At 57.7% G+C, this 26,408-nt stretch carries 22 protein-coding genes; 9 read left to right on the top strand and 13 right to left on the bottom strand.

All coding sequences use genetic code 11. From position 1 onward, the window contains the following. Window positions 1–3 precede the first annotated feature (3 nt). Window positions 4–1,107 (top strand): bifunctional DNA-binding transcriptional regulator/O6-methylguanine-DNA methyltransferase Ada, encoded by a 1,104-nt coding sequence (ada, locus tag JAO32_RS11570; protein ID WP_334240491.1) that lies wholly within the window; start codon window positions 4–6, stop codon window positions 1,105–1,107. A gap of 9 nt (window positions 1,108–1,116) precedes the next feature. On the opposite strand, the gene mqnE is transcribed toward ada, so the two are convergent. From mqnE to JAO32_RS11535, 7 genes are all read right to left on the bottom strand, one after another. After that, entirely contained in the window at window positions 1,117–2,265 is a 1,149-nt protein-coding gene (gene mqnE / locus JAO32_RS11565) for an aminofutalosine synthase MqnE (protein ID WP_334240489.1), read from the bottom strand. A gap of 72 nt (window positions 2,266–2,337) precedes the next feature. Continuing rightward, window positions 2,338–3,045 carry a helix-turn-helix transcriptional regulator gene (locus tag JAO32_RS11560; RefSeq protein WP_334240487.1) on the bottom strand — a complete coding sequence of 236 codons (708 nt, stop codon included), beginning with the start codon at window positions 3,043–3,045 and terminating at the stop codon, window positions 2,338–2,340. A 21-nt stretch (window positions 3,046–3,066) separates the two neighbouring features. Then, entirely contained in the window at window positions 3,067–3,441 is a 375-nt protein-coding gene (locus tag JAO32_RS11555) for a VOC family protein (protein ID WP_334240486.1), read from the bottom strand. Window positions 3,442–3,622: 181 nt separating this feature from the next. Next, complete coding sequence (locus JAO32_RS11550; RefSeq protein WP_334240484.1) at window positions 3,623–5,689, bottom strand: WD40/YVTN/BNR-like repeat-containing protein; 2,067 nt, start codon at window positions 5,687–5,689, stop codon at window positions 3,623–3,625. A gap of 216 nt (window positions 5,690–5,905) precedes the next feature. Continuing rightward, complete coding sequence (locus JAO32_RS11545; RefSeq protein ID WP_334240482.1) at window positions 5,906–7,543, bottom strand: hypothetical protein; 1,638 nt, start codon at window positions 7,541–7,543, stop codon at window positions 5,906–5,908. Window positions 7,544–7,782: 239 nt separating this feature from the next. After that, a complete protein-coding gene (locus JAO32_RS11540; protein ID WP_334240480.1) occupies window positions 7,783–8,397 on the bottom strand; it encodes an NADH-quinone oxidoreductase subunit B in 615 nt (204 codons plus the stop codon). Between the two features lie 120 nt (window positions 8,398–8,517). Continuing rightward, entirely contained in the window at window positions 8,518–9,147 is a 630-nt protein-coding gene (locus JAO32_RS11535; RefSeq protein WP_334240478.1) for a hypothetical protein, read from the bottom strand. 275 nt (window positions 9,148–9,422) lie between these two features. Between JAO32_RS11535 and JAO32_RS11530 the strand changes: the two genes are divergently transcribed. The 4 genes from JAO32_RS11530 (at window position 9,423) to JAO32_RS11515 (ending at window position 15,504) form a co-directional block, all read left to right on the top strand. Next, window positions 9,423–10,817, top strand: a complete 1,395-nt coding sequence (locus tag JAO32_RS11530; protein WP_334240567.1) for an ammonium transporter — start codon at window positions 9,423–9,425, stop codon at window positions 10,815–10,817. Window positions 10,818–10,930: 113 nt separating this feature from the next. Continuing rightward, window positions 10,931–11,269: a P-II family nitrogen regulator gene (locus JAO32_RS11525; RefSeq protein ID WP_083345099.1), complete on the top strand. Its 339-nt coding sequence runs from the start codon at window positions 10,931–10,933 to the stop codon at window positions 11,267–11,269. Between the two features lie 152 nt (window positions 11,270–11,421). Further along, window positions 11,422–13,998 carry an HD domain-containing protein gene (locus JAO32_RS11520; protein WP_334240474.1) on the top strand — a complete coding sequence of 859 codons (2,577 nt, stop codon included), beginning with the start codon at window positions 11,422–11,424 and terminating at the stop codon, window positions 13,996–13,998. A 150-nt stretch (window positions 13,999–14,148) separates the two neighbouring features. Further along, window positions 14,149–15,504: a Gfo/Idh/MocA family protein gene (locus JAO32_RS11515; protein WP_334240472.1), complete on the top strand. Its 1,356-nt coding sequence runs from the start codon at window positions 14,149–14,151 to the stop codon at window positions 15,502–15,504. 30 nt (window positions 15,505–15,534) lie between these two features. Here the strand turns inward: JAO32_RS11515 and JAO32_RS11510 are convergent, their stop codons facing one another. Next, entirely contained in the window at window positions 15,535–15,801 is a 267-nt protein-coding gene (locus tag JAO32_RS11510) for a hypothetical protein (RefSeq protein ID WP_334240470.1), read from the bottom strand. Between the two features lie 34 nt (window positions 15,802–15,835). Here JAO32_RS11510 and JAO32_RS11505 point away from each other — a divergent pair, with 34 nt between their 5' ends. Both JAO32_RS11505 and JAO32_RS11500 read left to right on the top strand, forming a co-directional pair. Further along, a complete protein-coding gene (locus tag JAO32_RS11505; protein WP_334240468.1) occupies window positions 15,836–16,537 on the top strand; it encodes an ABC transporter ATP-binding protein in 702 nt (233 codons plus the stop codon). Window positions 16,538–16,875: 338 nt separating this feature from the next. Continuing rightward, window positions 16,876–19,362, top strand: a complete 2,487-nt coding sequence (locus JAO32_RS11500) for an ATP-dependent Clp protease ATP-binding subunit (RefSeq protein WP_334240466.1) — start codon at window positions 16,876–16,878, stop codon at window positions 19,360–19,362. A 213-nt stretch (window positions 19,363–19,575) separates the two neighbouring features. Here JAO32_RS11500 and JAO32_RS11495 read toward each other — a convergent pair whose 3' ends face one another. The 5 genes from JAO32_RS11495 to JAO32_RS11475 form a co-directional block, all read right to left on the bottom strand. Continuing rightward, complete coding sequence (locus JAO32_RS11495; protein ID WP_334240464.1) at window positions 19,576–21,156, bottom strand: UbiD family decarboxylase; 1,581 nt, start codon at window positions 21,154–21,156, stop codon at window positions 19,576–19,578. A 127-nt stretch (window positions 21,157–21,283) separates the two neighbouring features. After that, a complete protein-coding gene (locus tag JAO32_RS11490; protein ID WP_334240462.1) occupies window positions 21,284–21,682 on the bottom strand; it encodes a hypothetical protein in 399 nt (132 codons plus the stop codon). Between the two features lie 305 nt (window positions 21,683–21,987). Next, a complete protein-coding gene (gene fliS / locus JAO32_RS11485; protein WP_334240460.1) occupies window positions 21,988–22,452 on the bottom strand; it encodes a flagellar export chaperone FliS in 465 nt (154 codons plus the stop codon). Between the two features lie 14 nt (window positions 22,453–22,466). Then, window positions 22,467–23,828, bottom strand: a complete 1,362-nt coding sequence (fliD, locus tag JAO32_RS11480) for a flagellar filament capping protein FliD (RefSeq protein ID WP_334240458.1) — start codon at window positions 23,826–23,828, stop codon at window positions 22,467–22,469. A 121-nt stretch (window positions 23,829–23,949) separates the two neighbouring features. Next, window positions 23,950–25,149, bottom strand: coding sequence for a flagellin N-terminal helical domain-containing protein (locus JAO32_RS11475; protein WP_334240456.1), 1,200 nt, complete (start codon window positions 25,147–25,149; stop codon window positions 23,950–23,952). Window positions 25,150–25,369: 220 nt separating this feature from the next. Between JAO32_RS11475 and JAO32_RS11470 the strand changes: the two genes are divergently transcribed. Further along, complete coding sequence (locus JAO32_RS11470) at window positions 25,370–25,621, top strand: flagellar FlbD family protein (RefSeq protein WP_334240454.1); 252 nt, start codon at window positions 25,370–25,372, stop codon at window positions 25,619–25,621. A gap of 24 nt (window positions 25,622–25,645) precedes the next feature. Beyond that, window positions 25,646–26,407 carry a flagellar motor protein gene (locus JAO32_RS11465; RefSeq protein ID WP_334240453.1) on the top strand — a complete coding sequence of 254 codons (762 nt, stop codon included), beginning with the start codon at window positions 25,646–25,648 and terminating at the stop codon, window positions 26,405–26,407. Window position 26,408: the final 1 nt, after the last annotated feature.

The following is a 26,408-nucleotide window of genomic DNA, read 5'->3' as shown; positions in this document are numbered from 1 at the left end:
CGCATGAAACAGAAAGCAGCCAACACGAAAGCGTCATCGCCGGAGGCGCAAACCGTCCTCAGCGACACTCGCTGGGATGCGGTTGTCCGCCGCGATCGCAATGCAGACGGCGCGTTCGTCTACTCCGTCCGCAGCACAGGCATCTTCTGCCGTCCAGGATGCTCCTCTCGCACGCCGCGGCCTGAAAACGTGCGCTTCTACGCAAATGCGCAAGATGCCATACGCGCCGGGTTCCGCCCCTGCCAACGCTGCAAGCCAGACCAGAATGCGAATCCATCCGCGGAAGTCATCGCCTCTGCATGCCGCGCGATTGAGAACGCAGTCGCAACCGGCGACTCAGTACCGCAACTCGAAACGCTTGCGCAACAGGCAGGTCTGAGCCAGTTCCATCTGCACCGTCAGTTCCGCGCCGCCACCGGACTGACTCCGAGACAATACGCGAACGCCTTGCGTTCCAAACAAATGCTGAAGCACCTGAAAGGAAGTGCAACCGTGACGGAATCCATCTACGAAACAGGTTTCAGCTCTTCCAGCCGCTTCTATCATGCAGCCGCAAACACTCTCGGTATGACGCCCACACAGTTCCGCAAAGGCGGCCAGAATACCGACATCACCTACGCCATCGGCTCATCCACGCTGGGGATGATTCTGGTCGCACGCAGCCCGCGCGGCATCTGCGCAATCCTCATGGGTGACGATGAAAAAACACTGGTCGACGATCTGCAACAACGATTCCCGCAAGCATCGCTCGTGCAAGGTGACACCGATTTTTCCGAGACATTGGAGAAGATCGTTGCACTCACCGAGCAGCCACGCAGCCACCGTATCGACCTGCCACTCGACATCCGCGGCACAGCCTTCCAGCAACGCGTGTGGCAAGCACTGCAGGCGATCCCAGCAGGTGAAACGGCAAGCTATGCAGAGATCGCACAACGCATCGGCAATCCGCGCTCCGTACGTGCTGTCGCGCAGGCATGCGCTTCCAACGCATTGGCGGTTGCAATTCCCTGCCACCGCGTTCTACGCAGCGACGGTGCCCTCTCCGGCTATCGTTGGGGTGTGGATCGTAAGAAAGAACTTCTCAGGCGCGAGCAGACTCGCGCCTGAACAAAGCCATTACACGTTGATAACGAACGTATCCTCAGTGCGCGTCACGCGGTTGTACAGCGTGTCACGCTCCACAGGCTCACGTCCCGCTTCGCGGATCAGGCGCTCCAGATCCGCGCGACGCATGCCCTGCGGCGTGGTCGCTCCGGCTTCGTGATAGATGCGCTCTTCCACCACGGTGCCGTCAATGTCGTCTGCACCAAAGCGCAGTGAGATCTGCGCCATCTTTGGCGTCACCATCTGCCAGTAGCTCTTGATGTGCGCGAAGTTATCCAGCAGCAAACGACCCACAGCAATCTGTCGCATATCGTCAAAGCCGGTGGTCTTCGGAAGATGGCCAAGAACGGTATTTTCCGGATGAAACGCCAACGGGATAAACGTCTGGAATCCGCCGGTACGATCCTGCACGGCACGCAGCTTCAGGATGTGATCGACGCGGTCTTCTTCGTTCTCCACATGACCGTAAAGCATCGTGGCATTGGAGCGCAGACCGGCGTTGTGCACCATCTCCGCAGTCTCCAGCCACTCGCTGCCGTCAATCTTGTGATCGCAGATAATGTGACGCACGCGATCCGCAAAAATCTCCGCACCGCCGCCTGGGCATGAGTCCACACCGGCTTCCTTCATCTTCACCAATGTGTCTGGAATGGACAGCTTCGCGCGCTTCGCCAGAAACGCGACTTCCACCATGGTGAACGCCTTGATGTGCACCTTCGGGAAGCGTTCCTTCAGCCCCTTCACCAGATCAAGGAAGTATTCAAACGGCAGGTCAGGATGCAGACCGCCCACGATATGAAATTCCGTGACCGCTTCGCTGTATCCCTTGCCTGCGCTCTCCCACGCCTCTTCCAACGCCATGGTATAGCCGCCGCTTTCGCCCTTCTTGCGCGCAAAGGCGCACAGGCGGCAGGTGGCCACGCAAACGTTCGTCGGATTGATATGGCGATTCACATTGAAGTACGTCAGATCGCCATGCATGCGCTCGCGCACCAGATTCGCGAGCCAACCCACTGCCAGAATGTCGGGCGACCGGTACAAGGCCAACCCGTCGTCCGCGGTCAACCGCTCCTGTGCCAGCACCTTTTCGGCAATGGGCCACAGTGCGGCATCGTCAGTCTGAAACTCGTGGCGGGGGCGGCCAGTGGGCGATTCGGTCATGATTCTAGTGTATTCCTCCTCCCCTGCGTTCGCATCGGAAACTCGCGTCGCATGAGGATATGGAGGACGGCGTCATCCCTTCTTTTCCGGGTACTTCGCTCGAACCATACGCATAAAGTCCTCCAGCCGCTGACCACGTTTCTGAGTAAATATCCGATCCGTAACGACCTCGCCGTGAATACGATCCATACGGAAGGTGCGGAAGTCATTGCGCAGCTCGCACCACGCTGCCAGCGTCCAAAAACCGCTCCAGAATGCTAGCGCCAGCGGACGAACCGAACGGTATTCAGCCTGCGAAACCTCGTCTCCCAGCCGCGTATACCAAAACTCAACGACGATCTTCTTACGACAAGCTCCGTGCAGTAGATCAAGCAGACGGCGATGATCCTTGCTCATCGCATAGGGCGACGCATAGAGTGCGATGGAATCCAGATGCGCTGCCAGTTCCGGCGGAAGAACTGCCTCAATGCGGGCAAGTGCATTCTTCGCAGCGCTGAACGACTCTTGCCCGCCCCACGCCTGCACCAACCTGGCACCGACAACCAATGCCGTCAACTCATCCGCAGTAAACATCAGTGGAGGCAGATCAAACTCGCGGCGCAGCGTATAGCCCACACCCGCTTCGCCCTCAATCGGCTGGCCTGCAAGCTGGAGATCGCGCACATCGCGATAGATGGTGCGCTCCGACACCTGAAGCCGCTCGGCAAGGGCATGAGCAGTCTTCAGGCGACCAGAACGCAACAGTTGCACAATGCGAAAGAGACGATCAGCTCGTCTCATCCCATGTTGCCTTTCATCGCGTTAGAAACGTGTGCTGTGCAGACCAACGTGATTTCCTTCTGAATCGACCAGGCAGGCAAAAAATCCAAAGCCACCCGGAATTTCTGTGCGAGGAACTGTGATCTTCGCGCCCAGTTCTTCTGCACGCTTCACACTGACATCCAGCTTGCCATCGGCATTCAGAAACACCGTTGTGCCGTCGGCAGATGGCTTACTGACTTCGCGATACACCAGGCATCCACTGACTCCTTCGTCGCCACGCGGAAATACCTTGCTGGCATCGCCATATGGAATCAGCTGGACATCCAGCACGGTCTCATAAAACTTCGTGGCACGTTCCAGATCTGCCGTGGGGATTTCGAACCAGGTAACTGCATTGTTTACAAACTTGCTCATGACATTTTTCTCCTCGGGGTCAGAACCGTGTGTTCGCTGACCACGAATCCCAAGGTAAGAAAACGCTCCTGCCACCATTGTGTCAGGAGCATGTCAGCAGAAGAAGATTTTCTCGTCGCTGAAAAACAGAAGAGGGAGGACAAATGTCCTCCCTCTTCTTCCTGCATTTGTCCTGTTTCGATTAACGGCGTTGTGCTTCCAGTGGCTTCTCCGGTGAATCGACCATGCGAGGCGCCAGTACGATGCCATCGAACGGAGTAATTCCAATCAGATGATCGCCCACAGCGCGCGTCGTACGCAGTGGCCAACCTGCGTCCTGATAGGTCACCTTCATGTTCTTGGTGTTGACGGCAAAAACCAGCGTGCTGGGCCTATTCGCTGTCACAAGAACACGCTTACCTTCGCTGTCATAGTGAATGCCAGAAACATTCGGCACATATAGTCCCTGCTGCGTATGCCACGAACTGCCGTCGTTCTCTGATAGCCAGACGCCTTCGCGACCACCTACCCAAACACGACCTCCATCGTCCACGGCAACAGACGTAAGATACGTCAACTCCGTCGGAGCCTGGATCACATGGAAGTTGGCACCGCTATCGGTAGAGATGGCAATCTTATGCAGATCGGCTACCACCACACGCGCACCTTCGGATTTCACAATGCGCCAGGGTTCTCCCGTTGCAGAGCGAACATGGTTCCACGTCAGACCATTATCCGTAGAGTTCAGCAAGCCCTCTTCTGTAGCGGCAAATACCGTGTTGCCATTGACAGCAAATGCAAACACGCCAGAATTCGCTTCCTGTGGAGGCGTGTTGTGCGGAGGAGCAATCCGAGGTGGCTTGCTGCGTGCACGCGCTGCCGCAGCAGCAGCCGCAGCCTTGCCCGTACGCGTCTTGGGTGTCGCTGCTGCCGCCTTCTTCGCTGCATCCGGATCGGGCAATGGAGGCAATGCCAGCGTCAGGCCTGAGTTTTTCCAGAGATTCCCATCCCAACGCATGATGCCGTGCCGTGTTCCGGCCAACATGGTGCCATCAGGAGCCTGCACCAACGAAAAGACATCCGATCCATTCAGGCCCGCACTCTTCTGCACCCAAGAAAGACCACCGTCCTGGCTTTCAAATACGCCACCGGCCATCTTGTCGTTGATCACGCCGACATAGACGTGAGCCGGATTTTTGCGATCTTGCGCAACGGCCGTGATCTGCCTCTGCGTAAATCCGGTATTTGCCGGAGCAAAGGTCTGTCCGCCGTCATTGGAAATCAGAACGCCCGTACGATCCGTGGCCAACAGCACGCGATTGCTGTTCTGCGGATCGATATTCACGTCATTGATGATCCAGCTTGGATCGCCGTAACGCGCGAAGGTGTGACCAGCATCCGTGGTCCTCCACAGTCCTTCCGTGGTTCCGGCAAACACAGTGTTGGGGGTCTTCGCGTCTTCCATCAACACACGCGTACGACGGGCCGTCGACGGAATGCCCTGCACCTTTGTGTACTTCATGCCCTGATCGTTTGAACGATAGATACCCGAGCAAGCTGACAGGTAAACATTCGACGGATTCGTTGGGTCAACGATGATGGAAAACACGTCGGAGTCATCAATGATGCCCTCCTTCATGTTCTGCCACGTCGCTCCACCGTCCGTCGTACGCCACGGCAGATGCCATGTTCCCGCGTACATCCGGTTCGGGTCTTTGGGATCGAACGCAACAGATTCCACTTCGTGAATCTCGCGGCTTCCCGGCGGGCTGATCAGTTTCCAATGATCGCCACCATCTTCGCTGCGGTATACACCTTCCTGCACGGTACCAATCAGCATCAACTTCGGATTCGATGGCGCAACGGTCATGGAGCGGATGGACTTGCCCTTCATGTCCGCATTTTCGGTCCACGTTTTACCGGCGTCGTTGCTAATGTACAAGCCGCCGTCAGCGCTGCTGAGAACCCAGCCTGCAGCGAGAACACGATTGGGGTTTGCAGGATCGACGATCAGGTTGTCGAACACCAGGTCGTCACGCTTACCGACATCGGCTAAGAATTTCCAGGTGTTGCCGCCATCATGCGTGTCATACACAGTGCCGCTGACGGTTCCCAGGTAGATATGGTTGTGGTCATGCGGATCCTGCGCAAAAGCACGCGCGTCTCCCCCGTAGGGACCGTAAGGCAGCCATTTGGACTGCGCCGTGGCGAGGGAGAGGAAGGAAGCGGACAAGGCGAGAGGGGCACAAAGGCGAAAAAAAGACTTCATTGTTTTCCTATTCGAATGGGCCTGACTCAATTCTAGTTGTCTGACGAGTAAACAGACTCTTCCGGGGTATCTGCCGCGATACTGTCATTTATTGCCAGCAATGGGATGTTGCGTCAGGTCAACATCTTTTGAAAACGACGCCTTCGGACAGGCTCCGCTTGCAAAAAACAGAACGGCTGGCCTCTCGGCCAGCCGTTCTGGGTATTGGTTGATGAACTACTTCTTGTGCTTACGGGCCGGAGCGGTGCGGGGCTGAACCTTCACCGAGCTCTCGTCCACCGAGGTGCCCAGATCGGACGGCGTGGAAGCGCCAGCCGGGATCAGCTCGGAGGTTACCGTGTTTGCACCAGCCGTACCCGTGTAGACCGAGATACGGGATGCGTCAACACCCTTCTCGCCAACCAGGTAAGCCTTCGTGTTCACAGCACGCTCTGCAGCCAGCTTGTCAGAGCTCTTGCCCTTCTTGCTGGGTGCTGCGTTGCCGGTCAGAGCCAGCTTCGCTGACGAATCACGCTGCAAGTTCAGAGCGATATCGTCCAGGCAGGCCTTAGCTTCGTTGTCCACGCGCCCCGGACGACGCTTGTCCTTATCGAATGTGATCGAGCAAAGTGCGCTGGCCTGCGGTGCCGGCGGCGGCGGTGGCGGTGCGATCACACTGACCGTCGTCGTGGCAGAGGCGTTGCGGCCCTTGTCATCGGAGACGTTGCAGGTAACAGTGATCGTGCCCGGAGCTGCACCGGTGGTCGACAGGGTGGCAGTGGTGCCGCTACCCGAGACCGAACCCGTGGTCGAGCTGTAGCTGTAGGTGTAGTTCACCGGCTTGCCGTAGGAGTCCGAAACCACCGAGGTGATCGTGGACGATCCGCCCGGCTGAACCGACGACGGCGAAGCCGAGCAGGTCAGAGCCAGAGCAGGCAGCGGGTTGATGGTGAAAGGAGCCGCGCACTCTGCAAAGCGACCAGCCTTCATGCTCTCGGTCACGGTGCCCTTGGCGTTGTAGCTGCCAGGGTTCATGCCGGTCGTGTCGACGGTAGCCGTGTTGCTGGTGCCGGAGATCTTGCCACCGTCAGAGGTCCACGCATAGGTCGCGGTCTTCTTCGGGTTTACGTTTGCGGCAGTGCCGGTCACAGTGATCGGATCACCTGCGTATACGCTCGAGGGGCTGGCAACGCAGGAGTAGGTTACCGGCGGCGGCGGCACGATGTGGCCGAAGTGAAGCAGGATACCCGAGGAGAGCTGTGCGGAGCTGATGTTCGCACGGCCACCATAGTTACCATTCACTGGGCCGTAATCCTCGTGGATGTAGGTGTAATCAGCCTGGAACAGGCGGATACCGAACATACCATCATGCCAGGGAAGGTTGTAGTCCATACCGCCACCAGCAACAAGGGCGGGACCCCACTGGTATGGGTGGGTATAGAACGGGTTGCCATTCACATCCGAGTTCGGGCCACCCAGACGGGCAGCACCAGCCATCGCGTGACCGAAGAAGGTCACCGACTCGGTCGGCAGGCGGAAGATCGGACCAGCAGTCACCAGGGGCAGCAGAGCATCGTTCTTACCGCTCGGGTGCCATGCCGTAGAGACCTCAACGCCAGCATACTTATTGAAGTAGTAGGCACCGCTACCAATTGCGCCCTTGTCGATCGACGAATACGTGAGGCCCTGCGGCTTCACCGATCCGTGACCGCTCCAATACGAATAGCCCAGGAACACATCCACGCGGGATGGGTTCGGACCCTGCGGTGCCGGTGCGGCCGGCGTTGTTTGCGCACCCAGGCTTGCAGCGCCCAGGCTGACTGCGCTGGCGGCCAAAAGCGACCTGCCCAGTTTGCGAAACGGCTGAGAAAACATGCGACTTATCCTCCGCGGAATATCTAATGCCACTTTTTGTGAGCTCATAACCAAGGCTCACTTGCTAAAGAATGCGATTGAAGTGTATAGCAGCATCTCTTTTATCGAAAGAAATATCTGCACAATAACCGATTCACTTTATTCACTGATGCTGGTTTACATCAGTACTACGTTCAAAGCGTCGCTTGCCGAACCCGATCAGTAAACTTGCCCGGCAAATGGCGCAATCCTTGTATTCTCTATGCGATGTTCAAACTCTCTTTAATGCTGCCTCGCTCCCGCTGAATTTTTTCCTGCAGCAAAGTAATGGCATAGAGAAGCTGTTCAGGGCGAGGCGGGCATCCCGGCACATAGATATCAACCGGAATGATCTGGTTCACTCCCTGAAGTAGTGCATAGTTGTTAAACACTCCACCGCTGGTGGCGCAAGCGCCCATGCTGATGACCCACTTCGGCTCCGGCATCTGCTCATACAGCCTGCGGATCACCGGTGCCATCTTCTGCGACACGCGACCGGCCACCACCATCAGATCGCTCTGACGTGGCGAAGGACGAAACACCTCTGCGCCGAAACGGGCAATGTCATAACGAGAGCCGCCCATGCTCATCATCTCGATGGCGCAGCAAGCCAGACCGAAGGTCATTGGCCAGACCGAATTCTTTCGTACCCAGTTCACCGCAGCGTCCATGCTGGCCAGAACTACGCCTTCCGGCTGCTCCGGTCCCCAGTTCACCTCGCGCAGTTTTTCCTGGTTCTTGCCCATCGAATCCAGCGATCCGAAAAAATAACGGTCGGATGCCTGCGGTGCTGCAGGGCGTCCGCTACTGGAAGTCTCTTCCGGGGATGTCTTCATGTGCTTCATTCTATGCCACGAAGCTGGGTGTGGAAGCGCCAGCTTGGGTAAAGGTGTCATAAATAACGACAGTTTCTAGAGTTGACTTGACGTGCTATGGGTACTCCTCGGGTCTATTCCCTAGTGTTTCGCTGGCCTTTTGGGCTCTTCGCCCACCTTCACACGGAAGCGCATCCATAGGATTCGCCCTAGCGGTGACGGGGGGGCGCTGGTATCCACGGTGTGAGCTGTCTGCGAAAAATGCTGAGCCACAGTCGCCGCCATCAGAGCCTGATCCGCCGATCCCCCCGCAATCCTCGCGTCCAAAATCTGTAGCGAAGCAGTACATGCTTCGGCCAACAAGGGAAACAGCGCCGCTCCTGCTGCCGGACGATTCGGCTCCTTCAACGTTGCATCGTAGGCCTTCGTTGCAATCGACATCTGCTGGGCAGAAGTAAAGAAATGGAACTCTCGAGGGTTCCACGCGACGGCATCCTGAGCTCGAAAACTGAAATCTGTTGATATCAACAAAGGGTTCGGTGAACGATATGGCGGCGTAGCCAACTCCGCAAAATCATGCGCTCCACGCGCTCCCGACGCAGGCAGCACACGCACAATCCATCCTGAAGCGATGCTTTCCAGCAGGAAGCTCTGCTGCAGTCCCAAAGCATGATGAAAGCTCTTCCCTGCCTGCACGTCGCCCTCAAACGTCAACGCCGGGCATCCCTTCTGCGCCACCGCCTGCATTGCCACTCCCAACATCACGGCCACGCGCAAAACTGCGCCTCGACCATTTCGCAAGTACAAAATTTGTCACCTCTCCGTAACTGTCCTGTACAGTAAACGAAACGAACCATCGCAAATGCACCGATTCATCATGACCTCCAAGGTCGCGATGAACAACCGCATCGCACTACTCTGTGATGTGGCTGACCTCCTTACCTCATCCGTACAGGAAACCTTGCCTCATGCGTGTACCAGGCCGAGCCCTCTGTCGACTCCTTTCCGTGGTTTTGTTCGTCGCCACCGCCTTCACCCTGCCTTCCATGGCCCAGACTGTACCTGCCCCAGAACACGGCGTCTCCGCCGCTGCTCCTGCTGCTGATGCACGCATCGCGGCGCTGGAAAAGCAGAACGCTGACCTGGCCACTTCGGTCGCTGCAGCGCAATCCGCTGGCGACAACGGATGGATGCTCGTAAGCGCCGCTCTGGTGCTCATGATGAGCGCTCCCGGCCTCGCCCTGTTCTATGGCGGCCTGGTGCGTCGGAAGAATATTCTCGCCACCATGATGCAGACCTTCGCCATGATGGGCGTTATTACCATCCTCTGGGCCGTCTGCGGTTATTCACTGGCCTTCGGTGAAAACACGGGTGTCCTCGGCAGCTTCATCGGCTCCTTCCACAACGTCTTCCTGCACGGGGTCGGTCTAATCCCCGACGGCACGTACGTCACGACGATTCCGCTGCAAACCTTCATGGTCTACCAGCTCATGTTCGCCATCATCACACCGGCGCTCATCACTGGCTCGATCGCAGAGCGCGTTAAGTTTTCCGGCATCCTTGCCTTCCTGGTACTGTGGGCCATCTTCGTCTACAGCCCCATGGCGCACATGGTCTGGGGTAAGGGCGGCCTGTTGAACGCAGCACTCGGCGGCAAGTTCCCCTGCCTCGATTTCGCAGGCGGCACCGTCGTCCACGTCACCAGTGGCGTCTCCGCACTGGTGTTCTGCCTCTATCTCGGCAAGCGTCGCGGCTTCCCCAAGGAACCCATGCCGCCTCACTCGCTGGTGCTTAGTTTCATCGGAGCTGCTCTGCTGTGGGTGGGCTGGTTCGGCTTCAACGCCGGGTCCGCTCTGAATGCAAGCTCGCTGGCTACCTCCGCCTTCGTTGCCACGCACTTTGGTGCAGCCGCCGCAGCCTGCGGATGGACCATCGCTGAATGGATCAAGCATGGCAAACCCACTGCACTCGGCGCCATCTCCGGAGCGGTCGCCGGCCTGGTGGGCATCACACCCGCAGCCGGTTTTGTCACGCCCATCTCCGCACTCTGGATCGGCTTCCTCACCGGCATCTTCTGCTTCTTTATGGTCTTCATCGTGAAACAGAAGTTCGGCTATGACGACTCGCTGGATGCCTTCGGCGTTCACGGCGCGGGCGGCACCCTCGGCGCCATCCTCACCGGCATCTTCGCCAACTCCGCCATCAACCCCATCCTGGGCAAGGGCCACGCCACCGGTCTACTGGAAGGCAACGCACACCAGTTGCTGAACCAGGCAGTCGGCGTCGGCCTGGCGTGGATCATCTCGATCGTTGGCACGCTAGTACTGCTGGTTATCGTGGATAAGACCATTGGCCTGCGCGTCTCCGCAGACGATGAAGTCACCGGTCTGGACCTCTCGCAACACGGCGAAGAGGGCTACCACGCGGAGCCGGCCTACTAGGGGAATCAGCATGGGTGCTGTCGTTTCATGGAACAGGGGGCGACAGCACCCCATCCTTTCAAGCACAATGACCAGCGTTCGCATCGTACTTGCGAAGAAGGATCGGAAAGACCATGCAGAAAATTGAAGCAATCATCCAGCCGGGCAAGCTTGACGCTGTTAAGGAAGCGCTCATTGAAGCCGGCATCGAAGGCATCACCATACTGGAAGCCCGCGGCCACGGCCGTCAGAAGGGCCATACCGAGTTCTACCGCGGCCGCGAATACGCCGTCGATCTGTTGCCCAAGATCAAGCTCGAAACCGTCGTTTCCGACGAACTCGCGGAGAAGGCTGTCAACGCGATCATTGGCGCTGCCCAGACCGGCTCTATCGGCGACGGCAAGATCTTCATCACCCGCGTCGATGACGCCATCCGTATCCGCAACGAAGACCGCGGCGAAGCCGCACTGTAGTCGTAATCAAGAGAAAAACGAACGCAACGCTCGCAGCAATTCTGCCGCAGCCGTTGCGTTCGTTTTTTGTTTCTCCTGCAAGCCACCTCTCTTCCACGAAAGACTCATTTGATGACTAGCTGAGTCGGCCACTCGCTGCTATTGTGAAATTCATGACCAGCGCAGAGTCCGCACGCCTCGCCTATCAGGGACGCATGGCAGCGCTGAAGGCTGCCTTCGCCGATCGCGCCGAATCCGGCGTTGCCCTCATCCGCGACCGCGCCTTCGCAGCAGATGAACTGGTTCGCAATCTCTGGCACCAGCACGCAAAGGAACTTGACACAGGCATCGCAGCCCTCGCTGTTGGCGGCTACGGGCGCCAGGAACTCTTCCCTGCCTCAGACCTCGATCTGTTGTTCGTCGTCGCAGACGCAGACAAGGAAAAGTCCGCAAAGCCCATCATCCGCCAGATCAACCAAGCGCTGTGGGATAGCGGTATCCGCGTGTCCGCCACCACACGAGTCCTGGTTGAATGCGATAAATACGATCCGGAAAACGCTGAGTTTACGCTCTCGCTGCTCGATGCACGCCCCATCACCGGCGATACATCGCTCACCGCAAAACTACTGGACGATTGCATCCCGAGGCTGCTGGAACGCGAACGCCGCAACCTGTCGCAGCGTCTCCTTGAACTTACGCAGGAACGCCACGCGCGCTATGGCAACACGCTCTTTCATCTGGAACCCAATATCAAGGAATGTCCCGGCGGCCTGCGTGACGCGAACGTCTGCGGTTGGTTAGCCAAACTAACCAAAACGTCACCGACATCCTCGGTTGAGTTCCGCGAGGCCTTCGCCTTCCTTACCTCCATTCGCTGCTTTCTTCACATCCGCTCCAACCGCGACAGCAACGCGCTGGATTGGAAAACACAGGACGCAGCAGCAGCTGAAGGCATCGGCGTTCCCAACGGCCCGCCACGAAACGCCGCCCACTGGATGCAGCTTTACTTCCGCCATGCGCGTGTCATCGCGCGGCAACTGGAACAGCAAGCCGACACCATGCCCCGCGCCCGCTCCATCTTGAAGCAGACGCGTGATTTTCTCACCCGCCGTCCTGTCACGGACAACCTTGGCATGCGCGTCGAGCGTGGGCGCATCGTGCTGGACGCAGCCACATCGGACTACGATCCTGCGGCCGATTCCGATGTGATGATGCGCGCCTTCCAGTCTGTTGCGGAAACCGGCACGCGCCTGAGCAGCACCGCCGAGCAGCGCCTGGAAGAAGCCTTACCCCTGCTCTCTGCGCAACTCGACGAAGGCGCTGCGCTCTGGCACAAGCTACGCCTCATCTTCCTTGGCGAACACGCGGGTCTTGCGCTGCGTTCCATGCACGCGCTCGGCATTCTTGAGCTGCTCATCCCCGAGTTCCACGGCATCGACGCACTCGTCATCCGCGACGCCTACCATCGCTATACGGTAGACGAGCACACCTTCGTCCTCATTGACACACTGCACGGCCTGCCCACGCCGGATCAGTCGCCCCTGGCCGAGTGGAAAAAACGCTTCGCCATCATACTGCGCGATCTGCAACACCCCGACCTGCTCTACCTTGCAGCGTTGCTGCATGACACGGGCAAGGGCCGCTCCACTGGCGAACACGCTACAGAAAGCATGCGCCTCGCGCAGAGCGTCGTCACTCGCCTTGAGATGGACGAGTTTGAATCTGGACTTGTTCTCGGCCTCATTCAAAACCACCTCGACATGTCTTCTGCCTTACGCCGCGATATCTTCGACGCGGAAACCATTCGCACCTTCGCAGAAAAAGTGCAGACACCCGAAGAGCTGCGCATGATCACGCTCTTCACTTACGCGGACATTCACGCCGTCCATCCAGACGCGCTCACACCATGGAAGGCCGAGAACCTATGGCGGCTTTACATCGCCACATCAAACTTCCTGGATCGCAACATCGACGATGAGCGCTTTGACTCGCGCGTCTCCAGTGAACTTGTCCGACGCATCACGCAGTTGCTTCCCGGTGAAAGCCGCGAAGTGCTGCAATTCGTGGAGGGCTTCCCGCAGCGCTATCTACGCATGCGTAGCCCGGAACAGATCCGCACACACTACACCATGAGCAAGCACCTTGCTGATGATGCCGTGCAGCTCGACTTCCACTGGACGCCCACTCATAGCGACGTCACACTCGTTACGCCGGACCGCCAGCTACTCTTCGCACGCATCGCTGGCGTCCTTGCGGCATGGGGCATGAACATCATCACCGCAGACGCGTTCTCCAACGCGCACGGCATCGTTGTCGATAGTTTCCGTTTCACCGACAGCTTCCGCACACTTGAGATGAATCCTGGTGAACGCGATCACCTGATCCGCGATCTGCACGACGCCATCGCCGATCCCGCAGTTGCCGCGAAGATGATTGCCCACCGCAAACGTTCACGTCGCCGCATGCCGCTGGTGGAGGTGAAGACTTCCGTTGAATTCGACACCGAATCCTCAACGCACTCGACGATTCTGCAGGTCGTGGCCCAGGACCTCGCCGGTTTGCTCTATGCCATCAGCACCACATTGGGCGAGGCGCGGTGCAGCATCGAAGTTGCCGTCATCGACACAGAAGGCGATACCGCTATCGACGTCTTCTATCTCACACAGGACGACGCGCCGTTAGAAAGTGACGAGCTTCCCGCACTGAAGCAGAAGCTCCTCGACGCCATCGAAGCTAACGCCGCCGGCTGACGTCCTCAATAGCGTTTTAGAACCGCACAAATGCAAGCCGTGCTCACAGGTTTCTTTCCCCAGAGAAGCTGCTTTGGGCACGGCTTCTCTGACAGAACGCTCAAACTCCTGCGATACTGTCGCACATCCGTTGATACAGGAGACGAACTGATGTCAGAGTCTTTGCCCCCCATTGATAGCTCGCGCCGCGACTTCCTGCGGCTTGGCACCGCCACCACGGTGGGTCTTGCCCTTGCAACACAGTTGCACGCCGCGCCCGTCACCAATGCGCAAACGATGATCAACGTCCCATTCGCCAAGAGCAACGCGCGTATCGCCATTGTTGGCCTTGGAGGCCGCGGCACATCGCTGCTGAAGAACCTCGTCGCCACGGATGCAGAGATCGTTGCGCTTTGCGACATCGTGGAAAGCAAGGTCCGCGCTGCGCAGCAGATTGCCAACAAGGCAGGCAAAGGCACGCCGGAAATCTTCTACGGCAACGACCATAGTTACGAAAAGATGATGAAGCGGACAGACATTGACCTTGTCATAGTCTCCACATCATGGGCCTGGCACGCGCCCATCAGCATCGCCGCCATGGAAAGCGGCAAGCACGCTGCGATGGAAGTCCCCGGCGTCACCACCATCGAAGATTGCTGGAAGGTCATCGACACTTCTGAGCGCACACGCCGCCACTGCATGATTCTTGAGAACTGCTGCTACGGCTACAACGAAACGCTCATCCTGCGCATGGCCCATGCAGGCGCGCTTGGCGAATTGCTTTATGGTGAAGGCGCATACCTGCATGACCTGCGCGAAATCCTCTTCGCCAACCAGAGCGAAGGCCTCTGGCGTCGCGAAGACCACACTAAGCGCGACGGCAATCTCTACCCCACACACGGTCTCGGACCCATTGCCAACTGTATGCAGGTGCAGCGTGGCGACCGCTTCCACCATCTGGTCAGCATGAGCACCATGCAGCGCGGCCTCGAGATCTATCGCAAGGAACATATCCCTGCGAACGATCCCAAGTGGAAAGAGAAGTACGTCTGCGGCGACATGAATGTCTCCATGATCAAGACGGAAAAGGGTCGCACTATTACCGTGAAGCATGACGTAGTGAATCCGCGTCCCTACAGCCGCGTGAACATGCTCGCAGGCACCAAGGGCGTCTTTGAGGATTACCCGCCACGCATTTATGTCGAAGGTCAAAAAGGCGGCGAAGCCTACGGCACGCTCGACGCATGGAAGCAGTACGAGCATCCGCTCTGGAGCAAGGAAGGCGACGCCGCACGCAAATCCGGTGGCCACGGCGGCATGGACTACATCATGCTCTACCGCATAGTGCAATGCCTGAAGCAAGGTCTTGTACCGGACATGGACGTTTACGATTGCGCCGCATGGGGCTGCATCTATCCCCTCAGCGTGCAGTCTGTCGCACGCGGTAGCGCACCGGTCGATGTCCCCGATTTCACTCGCGGTAAATGGCAGATGCGTACCGCATCGCAGATCGCCACCTACTCATAAACACGAGAGTAACCAGCGAAGCTCAAACGCTCAAAGCGAGCCACTGAGCAATGCGGAAATTATCTCTACCCGCTCCTGCGCAATTGAACCGCGAAACACAGGGCGACCAGCCCGCCGATACCAATACTCGGCATTTCCCTGGTCGCCTTCTTCGCGATGCAGCAGCGCGTGTACCCAGGCCGAGTCGCGATCTTCGCCCTCTTGCGCCTCTTCATGCGCGGCATTCCAATCGCCATGCGCCGCATGCCAAAGCGCCCGCAGTGCATGTCCTTTTACTTCGTCTAAAGACCCTGCCACAAACTCATCCACATTCCGCATAGGATGAGAATAGATGCAAGCCGCTGCCAACCCGATCGTCGTCGTGAGAGACCTCACCAAGAGCTACCCCACAGGCACCGGCACACTCACTCTCTTCCGCGACCTCAGCTTCACCGTCGCCACCGGAGAAATGCTGGCAATCATCGGCGCCAGCGGCGCAGGCAAATCCACTTTGCTACACATGCTGGCGGCCATGGATAGCCCCACTTCCGGCGACGTCCTGATTGACGGCACTTCCCTCGCCTCGCTCAAACCCACGGAACAAGCCAGCTTCCGCAACCGCACGATCGGCTACGTCTGGCAGGCGCACTACCTGCTGCCGGAATTCACTGCGGAAGAGAACGTAGCCATGCCGCTGCTGGCCCGTGGCGAATCGCAGCCAGCAGCCCGCGAGAAAGCGCGTCGCTGGCTGGCGGAAGTGGGCCTTGCAGCGCGCGCTACCCACCGTTCCGGCGAACTCTCTGGTGGCGAGCAACAGCGCGTCTCCCTGGCCCGCGCCCTCGTCACAGAACCCAAGCTCCTGCTGGCGGACGAACCCACAGGAAACCTCGACGCCGCCACCGGCGACGCGATCTTCGATCTACTGCGTCGCCTGCACGCCACCCACGGCACCACTACTGTCATGGTCACGCACAACCACCAGATTGCCGCCCGCTGCGACAGCACCCTGATTCTGCATGAGGGTCGCCTGATCCCTTCGGAAACGCCCGTTTAGAGCAAAAGATTCATTCCAGGCAAGAAACGCGTGCAAAACACCTCGAGAACGGCCGGAGTACTGCACCCTTTTCCCACAGGTTGCGTCCAATAAGGACGTTTCGGGAGCGGTGCTTCTCCTGTTATCGTTTTGCCTAAGTTTAAGGGCAGTACGGTGTACCGGACAGTCGGGTACACTGGATGCACAAAAGATGTGGGAATAACCTCGGCGGCGTGCATTCGCAGGGGTTTGTTCCAGGGGTTCCCGCATCATGGCGCTTTTTGGCGGATGCGGGAACGGGCAGTGAACCAATGGCCTTCTGCGTGGCAGCACGTCACGACGGAGGGGCTAGGGGGAGCATGTTCGAGCGTTATACCGAAAAAGCGCGGCGCGTCATCTTCTTTGCGCGTTATGAAGCAAGCCAGTTCGGCTCACCTTACATTGAAACGGAGCACCTGCTTCTGGGCCTGCTCCGCGAAGACAAGGCGCTGACCAACCGGTTCCTCCGTTCGCACGCATCGGTGGAATCCATCCGCAAGCAGATTGAAGGCCACACCACCATTCGCGAGAAGGTGTCGACATCGGTCGATCTGCCGCTCTCAAATGAGTGCAAGCGCGTCCTTGCCTACGCTGCGGAAGAAGCTGAGCGCCTCTCGCACAAGCACATCGGCACGGAGCATCTGCTCCTGGGGCTGCTGCGCGAAGAGAAGTGCTTCGCCGCGGAAATCCTGATGGAGCGCGGCCTGCGCCTGCCCACCATTCGCGAGGAATTGCAGCGCACCACGCAGGAAAAGCCCACACCACAGGCATCCTCTGGCAAGCAGCAGCGTCAACAGCAGCAGAACGGGGAGCAGTCCATGCTGGCCGAGTTCTCGCGCGACCTGACACAGGCTGCCATGGACCAGCAGCTTGACCCGCTAGTGGGCCGCGATGGCGAAGTGGAGCGCGTCATCCAGATCCTCTGCCGCCGCACCAAGAACAACCCGGTGCTCATCGGCGAACCCGGTGTCGGTAAGACTGCCATCGTCGAGGGTCTCGCACAGAAGATTGCAGACGGTGAAGTCCCCAGCTTCCTCGCGGACAAGCGCGTCCTCTCGCTGGACCTCTCGCTCATCGTGGCTGGCACCAAATATCGTGGTCAGTTTGAAGAGCGCCTGAAGACCATCATGAAAGAGTTGATGGAGAACCAGAACGCCATCGTCTTCATCGATGAGCTTCATACCCTCGTTGGCGCTGGCTCTGCAGAGGGTTCGCTCGACGCCGCGAACATCCTCAAGCCGGCACTCTCGCGCGGCGAGATTCAGTGCATCGGCGCCACCACGCCCGCGGAGTTCCGTAAGAGCATCGAAAAGGATCGCTCGCTGGAGCGCCGCTTCCAGGCCGTCAAAGTGCCGCCGCCCAACGAAGAAGATGCCATCAAGATCATCATGGGCATCAAGGAGAAGTACGAGAAGTTCCACGCCGTCACCTACACCGACGACGCGATCACTTACTCCGTTACACACTCGAATCGGTACATTCCCGACCGCTTCCTGCCGGACAAGGCCATCGACCTTATCGACGAGGCCGGTGCCCGCGTGAAGCTGCGCCAGACTACGCTGCCTGACGAACTCACGGAAGTGCAGAAGCGCATCAAGTTCATCGTGCACCGCATGGAAAACGCCATCGCGAATCACGAGTTCGAAAAGGCGCGCTTTTACTCTGACGAGGAACGCAAGGAGCGTGAAAACCTCCGCGCACTCCGCGAGCGTTATCACCTTGACGACTCCTCCGCAGGCGTTGTCACCAAGGAAGATATTGAGGACGTGGTCAGCCGCTGGACCGGCGTGCCCATCACTTCGCTCAAGGAAGAAGAGCAGCAGAAGCTGCTCCGCGTGGAAGAAGAACTGCACAAGCGCGTCATCTCGCAGGACAAGGCCATCAGTGCCCTCTCCCGCGCGATCCGTCGCTCGCGTGCAGGTCTCAAGAACCCCTCGCGCCCCATCGGTTCGTTCCTCTTCCTCGGCCCCACAGGTGTTGGCAAAACGGAGATGGCACGCACCCTGGCCCAGTTCCTCTTTGGGTCAGACAAGGCGCTCATCCGCTTCGATATGTCGGAGTTCATGGAGAAGCACTCTGTCAGCAAGTTGATCGGTTCGCCTCCGGGATACGTCGGTTACGAGGAGGGCGGTCAGCTCACCGAACGCGTCAAGCGTCAGCCCTACTCCGTCGTCCTGCTCGACGAAGTGGAGAAGGCGCACCCGGACGTCTTCAACCTGCTGCTGCAGGTCTTTGAAGACGGCCACCTGACGGACGGCCTCGGCAACACGGTCGACTTCAAGAACACGATTCTCATCATGACGTCGAACATCGGCGCCAAGCACCTCATGAAACGTGAGGGACTCGGCTTCGCTTCGAACAAGGAAGAAGTTGTTCTGGAGAAGATGGAAGAGATGGTGAAGGGCGAAGTCAAGCGCACCTTCAACCCTGAATTCATCAACCGTCTCGACGAGATCATCGTCTTCACGGCACTCTCTGACAGCGACCTGATGCAGATCCTGGAATTGCTGGTGCAGACCCTGAACACCAATCTGGTGCACAAGGCCATCACCATCAGCGTCAACGACGAAGCGAAGAAGTGGATTCTCGACAAGACGCTTACAGACCGCAGCTACGGAGCACGCCCGCTCCGCCGCGCCCTGCAGCGTTACATTGAAGACCCGCTATCGGAAGCGCTCATCGCTGGCCAGATCACGCAGCGTCCATCGTTCCTCGAGGTCTACCTCGACAACAACCAGCTCTTCTACCGTCCTGTGGCCCAGGAAGGTGAAGAGCAAGCGGACGGCGCAGCACTCGCGATCATGTAAGTTGCATCACACCAAGTAAGAAGGGAGGCCGCAAGGCCTCCCTTCTCTTTGTAACAATCTCTACGTCCATCGCCGTCATTCTGAGCGAAGCGAAGAATCTCAACATCTTCTGTGTAACCGAAGAAGCAAACGTCTTCCAGCCCAAGAAGTGCAGGCTGGGAAGGCGTTTCGTTTTAGCTTCGCAGAATGACCGCTCTTGCTACAGAGGTCGACCTACTCGAGTCCAAGCGAACGCCATATTTCATCCACTCTCTTCTTCACGGGTTGTGGCATCTCCAGCATCTCCGGCCATGGGCGCGTGAATCCTTCTGCAGCCCACTTCCGCGTGGCATCAATACCCATCTTGCTGCCAAAGTTCGGCAGGCGCGATGCGTGATCCAGCGAATCCACTGGCCCCAGCGTGAACTGAATGTCGCGCTCCGGATCAATGTTGTTTGCCACGCGCAACACCACTTCACCAACGTCCTGCACATCGCAATCTTCATCGACGACCACGATGCACTTGGTAAACATCGCCTGGCCCAGCGCCCAGATGCCGTTCATCACCTTACGTGCCTGTCCCGCATAGCTCTTGCGGATAGAGATCAGCATCAGGTTATGCGCGACGCCTTCGGGCGGCAGGTTGATGTCCACAATCTCCGGCATCGTCAGCTTAATCAGTGGCAGGAAGATGCGCTCCACAGCCTTCGCCATCCATGCATCTTCCATCGGCGGCTTACCAACGATCGTAGCCGCGTAGATCGGGTCTCTGCGATGCGTAATCGCTGTCAGATGAAATACAGGGTATTCCTCCGGCATGGTGTAGAAGCCAGTGTGATCGCCAAACGGCCCTTCCATGCGCAATTCTGCAAGATCGACATAGCCTTCCAGTATGTACTCCGCATGTGCGGGCACTTCCAGGTTAACCGTCTCTGCCTTCACTAACTCCACAGGCTTGCCGCGCAGGAATCCAGCGATAAGAAACTCTTCAATCTCCGGCGGTGCAGGCACAATTGCACTGAAGGTCAACGCCGGATCAGCGCCAATCGCAACAGCTACTTCCATCCGTTCGCCACGGATCTTAGAAAGCGTCACACCATTCAACGATGTGGAGTCTTCCGCTGCAGTGGTGCCGCCTGCAGTCATCGCCATCAACTTCACGCGCGCTGCATCAGTGGTAGCTGTGGCTCGCAAACGATCTCGCAGATGTTCTGCAGCATTCTTCTGTCGCTGCCAGTGCATGCCGGTGGTGCGCTCGTCATACACCTGCATCCGATACATGCCCACGTTGCGCTTGCCAGAACGTGGATCACGCGTCATGACCAGCGGCAGCGTAATGAATCGCCCTGCATCACCCGGCCACGTCCGCAGAATCGGCAGCTCAGACAGGTCAATGTCCTCCCCCGTCTTCACCACTTCCTTGCACGTCGCCTGTTTGCGGTCGACAACCTTTGGGAAGAATGATCCCACCTCTGCCAGCATCGGCAGCATCTTCAGCTTGTTCATGAAGCCGGTCGGCACTTCGGGCTTCAGCAGCGTCTGCAATCGGTCGGCGATGTCATCCAGCGAATCGCACTCCAGCGACATCTGCATCTTGCGCAGGCTGCCGAACTGGTTCATCAGCACCTTCGCGCCGGGGTAGCCCTTTACGTTCTCAAACAGCAACGCCGGACCTCCCTTGCCGCCATTCATCTTCGCGGCACGGTCAGCGATCTCCGCCATTTCCAGGTCGGTATCCACTTCTACGCGGACACGCTTCAGTTCCCCGCTCTTTTCCAGGCGCGTCAACCACTCACGCAGGTCGCGATAAGCCATGCGACAGTCACTCCCCTGGACCGCTCCAGGCGGCCCGAACAAGTCTCATGGTATCGCGCAGATAAGCCCAAAACGAAAAGATGCCCGCCGAAGCGAGCACCTTCATCTTCCCAACCAAACGCTAAGCTTAAGCGGCGCGGTGAACAGCCGAACCAGAGGCCAGCTTTTCATTCACCTTCGACACCACGCCCGTCATCGACGCGACGCGCTCTTCCGTGCTGGCATTGGCATCCACGCGCTCATTGGCAATGCCATTCAGGCTGGCCAGACGCGTTACTTCACGCTCCAATGCAGACAAACCGACAACCGATCCGGTAGATGGTGCGCCCTCCAGTTCCGTACGCGACACGGAACCGCGGTGCATCCACTCTTCCAGGTCGCTGGTCCGTGCCAGAACCACGTTGCTGGGCGCGCCCGGCGGACGATGGATTGGCAGATCAAGAGTTTTCTCCCACCGCTGGACGGTACGAACGCCCTTTCCAAAGAAGTGGGCAATCTCTTTCCACGAACTCAGCATTTTGCTCAAAACTTCACCTCTACATGCCGGATCCGGTCAAAACCGGTCATAATGTCAGACGCGCTAAGCACCTATTAAGTTTCTCTCGTGGCTTAATGGCATTTTTATGCCGTCAACGGGCCATTTCGAGCCAAACAGTGTTAAAACGTCATCCGGGAGGCGTATAAAACGCCCCACTTCAGGATGAAGACTACCATTTTGGCTTGATTTGTCACCGGAAATCGATGGATTTTACCGCCATCGCGAAACCGCCAGGATTCTCCGAAAGGCTTCAAATCGCCCTGTGAAGCACCTTATCTCTCTGAAATGAGAGATTATGCACTCCACCCAGCAGAAACGCCCGCCACGGGTTGCTGCGGCACGATGACTGGAACTCCACGGCGTTCCGAGGACGTCCGTAATTCCCGCGGAAGCGCCCGATTCGCCGCAGGATCCTTCGCAACCACGACCCAGGCCTCTTTCACATTGCGAACGCAGGCGATTACTTTCTGCATTTCCTCTGCCGATCCCGAATGCGAGGCTTCCAAGGTCATGGTGAACATGGCTGCATAGAAATCCGAGAGTGCTCTTGCTGGTTCGCCGCCGATATCCGGCCGCAGTCGCGCCTCCAGGTACATCAGGATGTCCAACGCTCGCTTTACCGCATAGCGGCGTTCAATCACGTCGTCCGCCTCACACGCTGCCGCCGCCCGATACAAAAAGCGAATCCAGCCGTCGTACAGCGCCACGATCAGTTCCACTCCGGTAGCTCCAGAGAGCGCCTGTTCCTGATAATTCATCTCCGTAATTCTCCTTAGGTCGATTGGCCATAGCCGGTGATGGCAGCGTAAATCTGCTTGATCTCATTCAACTGCTGCGGAATCGCCTGCAGTATTTCGTTCGCTGCATTCAGTTCGGTCGTAAGCGACGTTTGGTAGGTCGCCAGTCGCGTCTCAAGGTTTGTCTTGTTATCTGCCAGCGTCGATTCTTCGGAAGTGTTCTGCGCCGTGCGCAGTGTCAGCGCACCATTGCCGCTGTTACCTAACCCACTCAACACCGTCGTAAGGTTTTGTCCGAAGTCCCCCACGTTCATGAAGAAGTTTGAGATCCCGGTGAAATTGCTGGCAAGTGCGCTACTCAACGCAGACGTATCCAGGCTCAACTGCCCGTTCGTGCCAACCGTAATACCGAGCTGTGCCAAGTTGCTGGTCTTGCCGCTGTTCCCTGTCGAGAACGCCAACGCAGTGGAAAGCTGCGACTGAATCAACGACAAAATCTGATCACCAAACAAAGGCTCTGCGTTGCCAGAAGAATCCTTCGTCTCCTGACCGGAAAGCGCCGAGCTCAGCGTGTTGTATGCAGAGATGAAGTTGTTCAGAGCGGTAGAGATCGAGCCCGTATCATTCACAATCTCCATCGTCACGTTCGTGCTCGATGTACCCACAAGCTGAAACGTAATGCCCGGCAACGCGCTGGTTACCGTATTCGAACTGCTCGTCAACGAAATGCCGTCCAGCGTATACGCCGCATCCGCACCGGTGGCCGTTGCCGTCATGGAGATGCTGTTGTCATTGGAATCGGTCAGGTTTGACGTATCCAATGTCATGTTGCCAGCTGCGCCACTTGTATTGCTTGTCAGCGAAAGATAAGAACCTGAACTATCGGTAATCACCGTCGCCGTCACACCTACGTCCAGATCATTGATCGACTTCGCCAATGTGGACATCGTGTTGTTTGTTGAATCGATGGTGATGGTGGTGGCTGTGCCACCGCCCACCTGGATACTCAGGGAGCCACTAAGTGTTGCGCCCGATGCCACCGCATTGGAATGTTGCTGACTCGTCGTTGCCAGTCGCGAAACAGTCAGAGTATGCGTTCCCGCCGCGGAAATAGAGGTCGCATCCGTGAGCGAAACCACGCTGCTATCACTCGTTGCGCCTTCCTTTTGAGCGAAGGCACCGTCGAACGAAGTAAGTGTTGCCAGCGCACTTAAGAGCGCCGACATATCTGTCCCAAGCGTACTCAACACGGTGTCCTGTGCCTGCAGCGCGGTGGTGCGCGTGGCCCATGCGGTTTCCGGCGCACGCATGTTCGTCATGATGCTGTTCACCGTACTGGTCACATCAAAACCATCGCCACTGGTAGCCGATCCAAAACTGATCCCAACAACAGACACGCAGCACCTCCTCAATCGAGCGATTGCACGCTTAAGGCCACACACGTGGCAGTGATTCTTAGCCGTGCATAAGAATGGCGCGGACAGTAGTTACACTGCCCGCGCCACGCGTTTGCTGCGATTACTGCAGCAGTTTCGTCACTTCCTGCTGAACACTGTTGGCCTGAGCCAGAGCGCTGATACCGGTCTGCGACAGCACCTGGTACTTCGACAGGTTGGAAGCAGCCTGACCATAGTCGGTGGCGCGGATGTTGTCCTCAGCCGCCGTCAGGTTGGTCTGTTCATTGCTCGCAACGGACTGCGCCGAAGCGAGCTGGTTGATGTTTGCGCCGATGGTGCCACGCTGGAAGGCCACATCACCGATTGCCGTCGTCAGTGCAGTCAGCACATTCTTTGCCGAGCTTGCCGTCAGCGAGTTCACCGTGGAAGCGGTGAAGTCCACGCCTGCACCGGGGGTGGTGGCGGAGGTCGTATCGCTCAGGGTGGTACCGGTTGCATCCAGGTCGCTCGATGCCGCCACCGGGCCGGAGATGGTTAGCGCGCCTGTGGTGGAGTCATATGCAGCCGTGATACCGGCGGTCTGATAGGTCGAGTCAGCATTGATCTGCGTAGCGAGCGCAGACATGGTTGTGCCTGACGCAATCGTGATGCTGTGCGAGCTGCCGGTGCCCACAGCAAGTGCAAGCGTTCCAGATACGGTATCCGATGTTGATCCCAGCGTCAGCGTGGCGGTGGAAGCAGCAGAAGCAGACGATGCCGTTGGCGAGGTCAACGAAACCGCCGAGGAAGTTGCCGCTGCTGCGGATGTTCCTACGCTGCTTGTAGACAGATTGCCCACAGTATCGCTGTAGGTTGCTGAGCCGGCGGTGGTGCCGTCGGATACGAAGAAGTTCCGCGCCGTGCTGGAAAACACAGACGTTCCGTTGAAGTTCGTGGTGGTGCCGATGTTGTTAATCTGCGTGAGAATGTTCTGATATTCCTGGTTTGCAGAGGACACCTGCGCGGCACTCAGCGTGCCGTTCGCAGCCTGCGTTGCCAGCGTGACAGCACGATTCAGCAGCGAAGTTACCTGCGACAGCGCGCCGTCTGCGGTCTGCAACAGGCCCGTAGCATCGCTTGCATTGCGGCTGGACTGTGCCAGTGCCGTTTCGTTTGCAGCAAGACCATCGGCGACCGCAAGTCCAGCGGCATCGTCTGCGCCGCTGTTAATGCGCGAACCCGACGACAACTGCTGCAGCGTTTTGGAAAGGTTGTTCTGGGTTGCGCTCAGGTTGTTCTGAGCATAGATAGCCGAGATGTTATTCAGTACACCGAGGGACATGTCTGCATTTCTCCTGATTCAGCGAGATTGGGAAGCGGGTTTCTGATGCCGTTTCCCTGACGCTCAACACACTCATCGGCCCCTCCGCATATCCCTTGAGAAAAAAGTTTGCCTGTCTTCGATCTACAGCATGTGTGCTTCTCTCACTGCATATATGTCTGAAGGAAATTCATCTCCCTCCACCTTCTGCCGATACAAAGAACGAATACAAAAGGTTGCCATGATTGAACTCACACGCCTTAACGGTCACACCTTTGTCGTGAATAGCGACCTGATCAAACTGGCCGAGGCCATCCCCGACACCACACTCACACTTGTAACCGGCGAGAAGATCGTCGTTCTGGAAACCTGCTCCGACGTACTCACACGTACGTTGCACTATCGCTCCAACGTATTGCACAACGCATGGCCCTCTGCTGATGCTGCGATCAGTGCGCACCTTGCTCTGCACACAGCACAGCATCACTCCTAACTTTTTCGGAGACGGAGACACACAATGGATATCGCAAGCATCGGAGGCATTGTCATCGCCCTCGTTGCCATCCTTGGCGCCATGATCATGGAAGGCGGCAACCTGGGCCAGATTACCCAACTCACGGCTGCCATGATCGTGCTCGGCGGCACCATCGGCGCATGCGCTGTACAGTTCCCACTCAATATCCTCATTGCGTCTGCGAAAGGTATCGTCGGCGTCTTTCTACACAAAGGCGCGAATGAAGATGCAGTGTTGAAACAGATCGTGGAATTTGCGAACAAGGCGCGCAAGAGTGGCATCGTCTCACTCGATGCCGATCTCGCCTCTGTTAAAGATCCTTTCTTAAAGCAAGGACTCATGCTTGCAGTCGATGGCACAGAGTCCAGTGAAGTCCGCAAGATCATGCAGCTTGAAATCGACAACAAGAGTGAGATGGAAGAGAAGATTCCTGCCGTTCTGGAATCCGCTGGCGCATTCGCGCCTACCGTCGGCATCATCGGTGCTGTGCTTGGTCTCATTCAGGTTATGCAACATCTCGACAACATCGATGAAGTAGGCAAAGGTATTGCCGTCGCCTTCGTCGCCACCATCTACGGTGTGTCTCTTGCGAATCTCTTCTGCCTTCCTGCCGCGGGCAAACTGAAGATTCGTCACAAGCAACACCTGATGATGCAGGAAATGATGCTGGAAGGTGTTATCAGCATCCTGGAAGGTCTGAATCCGCGCATGATCGAAACCAAGCTGAAGACCTTCCTGGCAAACGGCCGTGCAGAGGCGGCTTGAT

This window comes from Terriglobus sp. ADX1 (genome assembly GCF_036877645.1).
Lineage (GTDB): Bacteria > Acidobacteriota > Terriglobia > Terriglobales > Acidobacteriaceae > Terriglobus.
The sequence above is the reverse complement of the archived record's forward strand: the minus strand, read 5'-3'. Positions and strand labels throughout refer to the sequence as shown.

Coding starts and splice junctions, on each gene's coding strand:
- JAO32_RS11540 (WP_334240480.1), bottom strand. CDS start 8,397: ATGAAGACATCCCCGGAAGAGACTTCCAGTAGCGGACGCCCTGCAGCA.
- JAO32_RS11465 (WP_334240453.1), top strand. CDS start 25,646: ATGGATATCGCAAGCATCGGAGGCATTGTCATCGCCCTCGTTGCCATC.
- JAO32_RS11545 (WP_334240482.1), bottom strand. CDS start 7,543: ATGTTTTCTCAGCCGTTTCGCAAACTGGGCAGGTCGCTTTTGGCCGCC.
- ada (WP_334240491.1), top strand. CDS start 4: ATGAAACAGAAAGCAGCCAACACGAAAGCGTCATCGCCGGAGGCGCAA.
- JAO32_RS11470 (WP_334240454.1), top strand. CDS start 25,370: ATGATTGAACTCACACGCCTTAACGGTCACACCTTTGTCGTGAATAGC.
- JAO32_RS11495 (WP_334240464.1), bottom strand. CDS start 21,156: ATGGCTTATCGCGACCTGCGTGAGTGGTTGACGCGCCTGGAAAAGAGC.
- JAO32_RS11550 (WP_334240484.1), bottom strand. CDS start 5,689: ATGAAGTCTTTTTTTCGCCTTTGTGCCCCTCTCGCCTTGTCCGCTTCC.
- JAO32_RS11525 (WP_083345099.1), top strand. CDS start 10,931: ATGCAGAAAATTGAAGCAATCATCCAGCCGGGCAAGCTTGACGCTGTT.
- JAO32_RS11505 (WP_334240468.1), top strand. CDS start 15,836: ATGCAAGCCGCTGCCAACCCGATCGTCGTCGTGAGAGACCTCACCAAG.
- JAO32_RS11475 (WP_334240456.1), bottom strand. CDS start 25,149: ATGTCCCTCGGTGTACTGAATAACATCTCGGCTATCTATGCTCAGAAC.
- JAO32_RS11520 (WP_334240474.1), top strand. CDS start 11,422: ATGACCAGCGCAGAGTCCGCACGCCTCGCCTATCAGGGACGCATGGCA.
- fliS (WP_334240460.1), bottom strand. CDS start 22,452: ATGAATTATCAGGAACAGGCGCTCTCTGGAGCTACCGGAGTGGAACTG.
- JAO32_RS11515 (WP_334240472.1), top strand. CDS start 14,149: ATGTCAGAGTCTTTGCCCCCCATTGATAGCTCGCGCCGCGACTTCCTG.
- JAO32_RS11500 (WP_334240466.1), top strand. CDS start 16,876: ATGTTCGAGCGTTATACCGAAAAAGCGCGGCGCGTCATCTTCTTTGCG.
- JAO32_RS11555 (WP_334240486.1), bottom strand. CDS start 3,441: ATGAGCAAGTTTGTAAACAATGCAGTTACCTGGTTCGAAATCCCCACG.
- JAO32_RS11530 (WP_334240567.1), top strand. CDS start 9,423: ATGGCCCAGACTGTACCTGCCCCAGAACACGGCGTCTCCGCCGCTGCT.
- mqnE (WP_334240489.1), bottom strand. CDS start 2,265: ATGACCGAATCGCCCACTGGCCGCCCCCGCCACGAGTTTCAGACTGAC.
- JAO32_RS11560 (WP_334240487.1), bottom strand. CDS start 3,045: ATGAGACGAGCTGATCGTCTCTTTCGCATTGTGCAACTGTTGCGTTCT.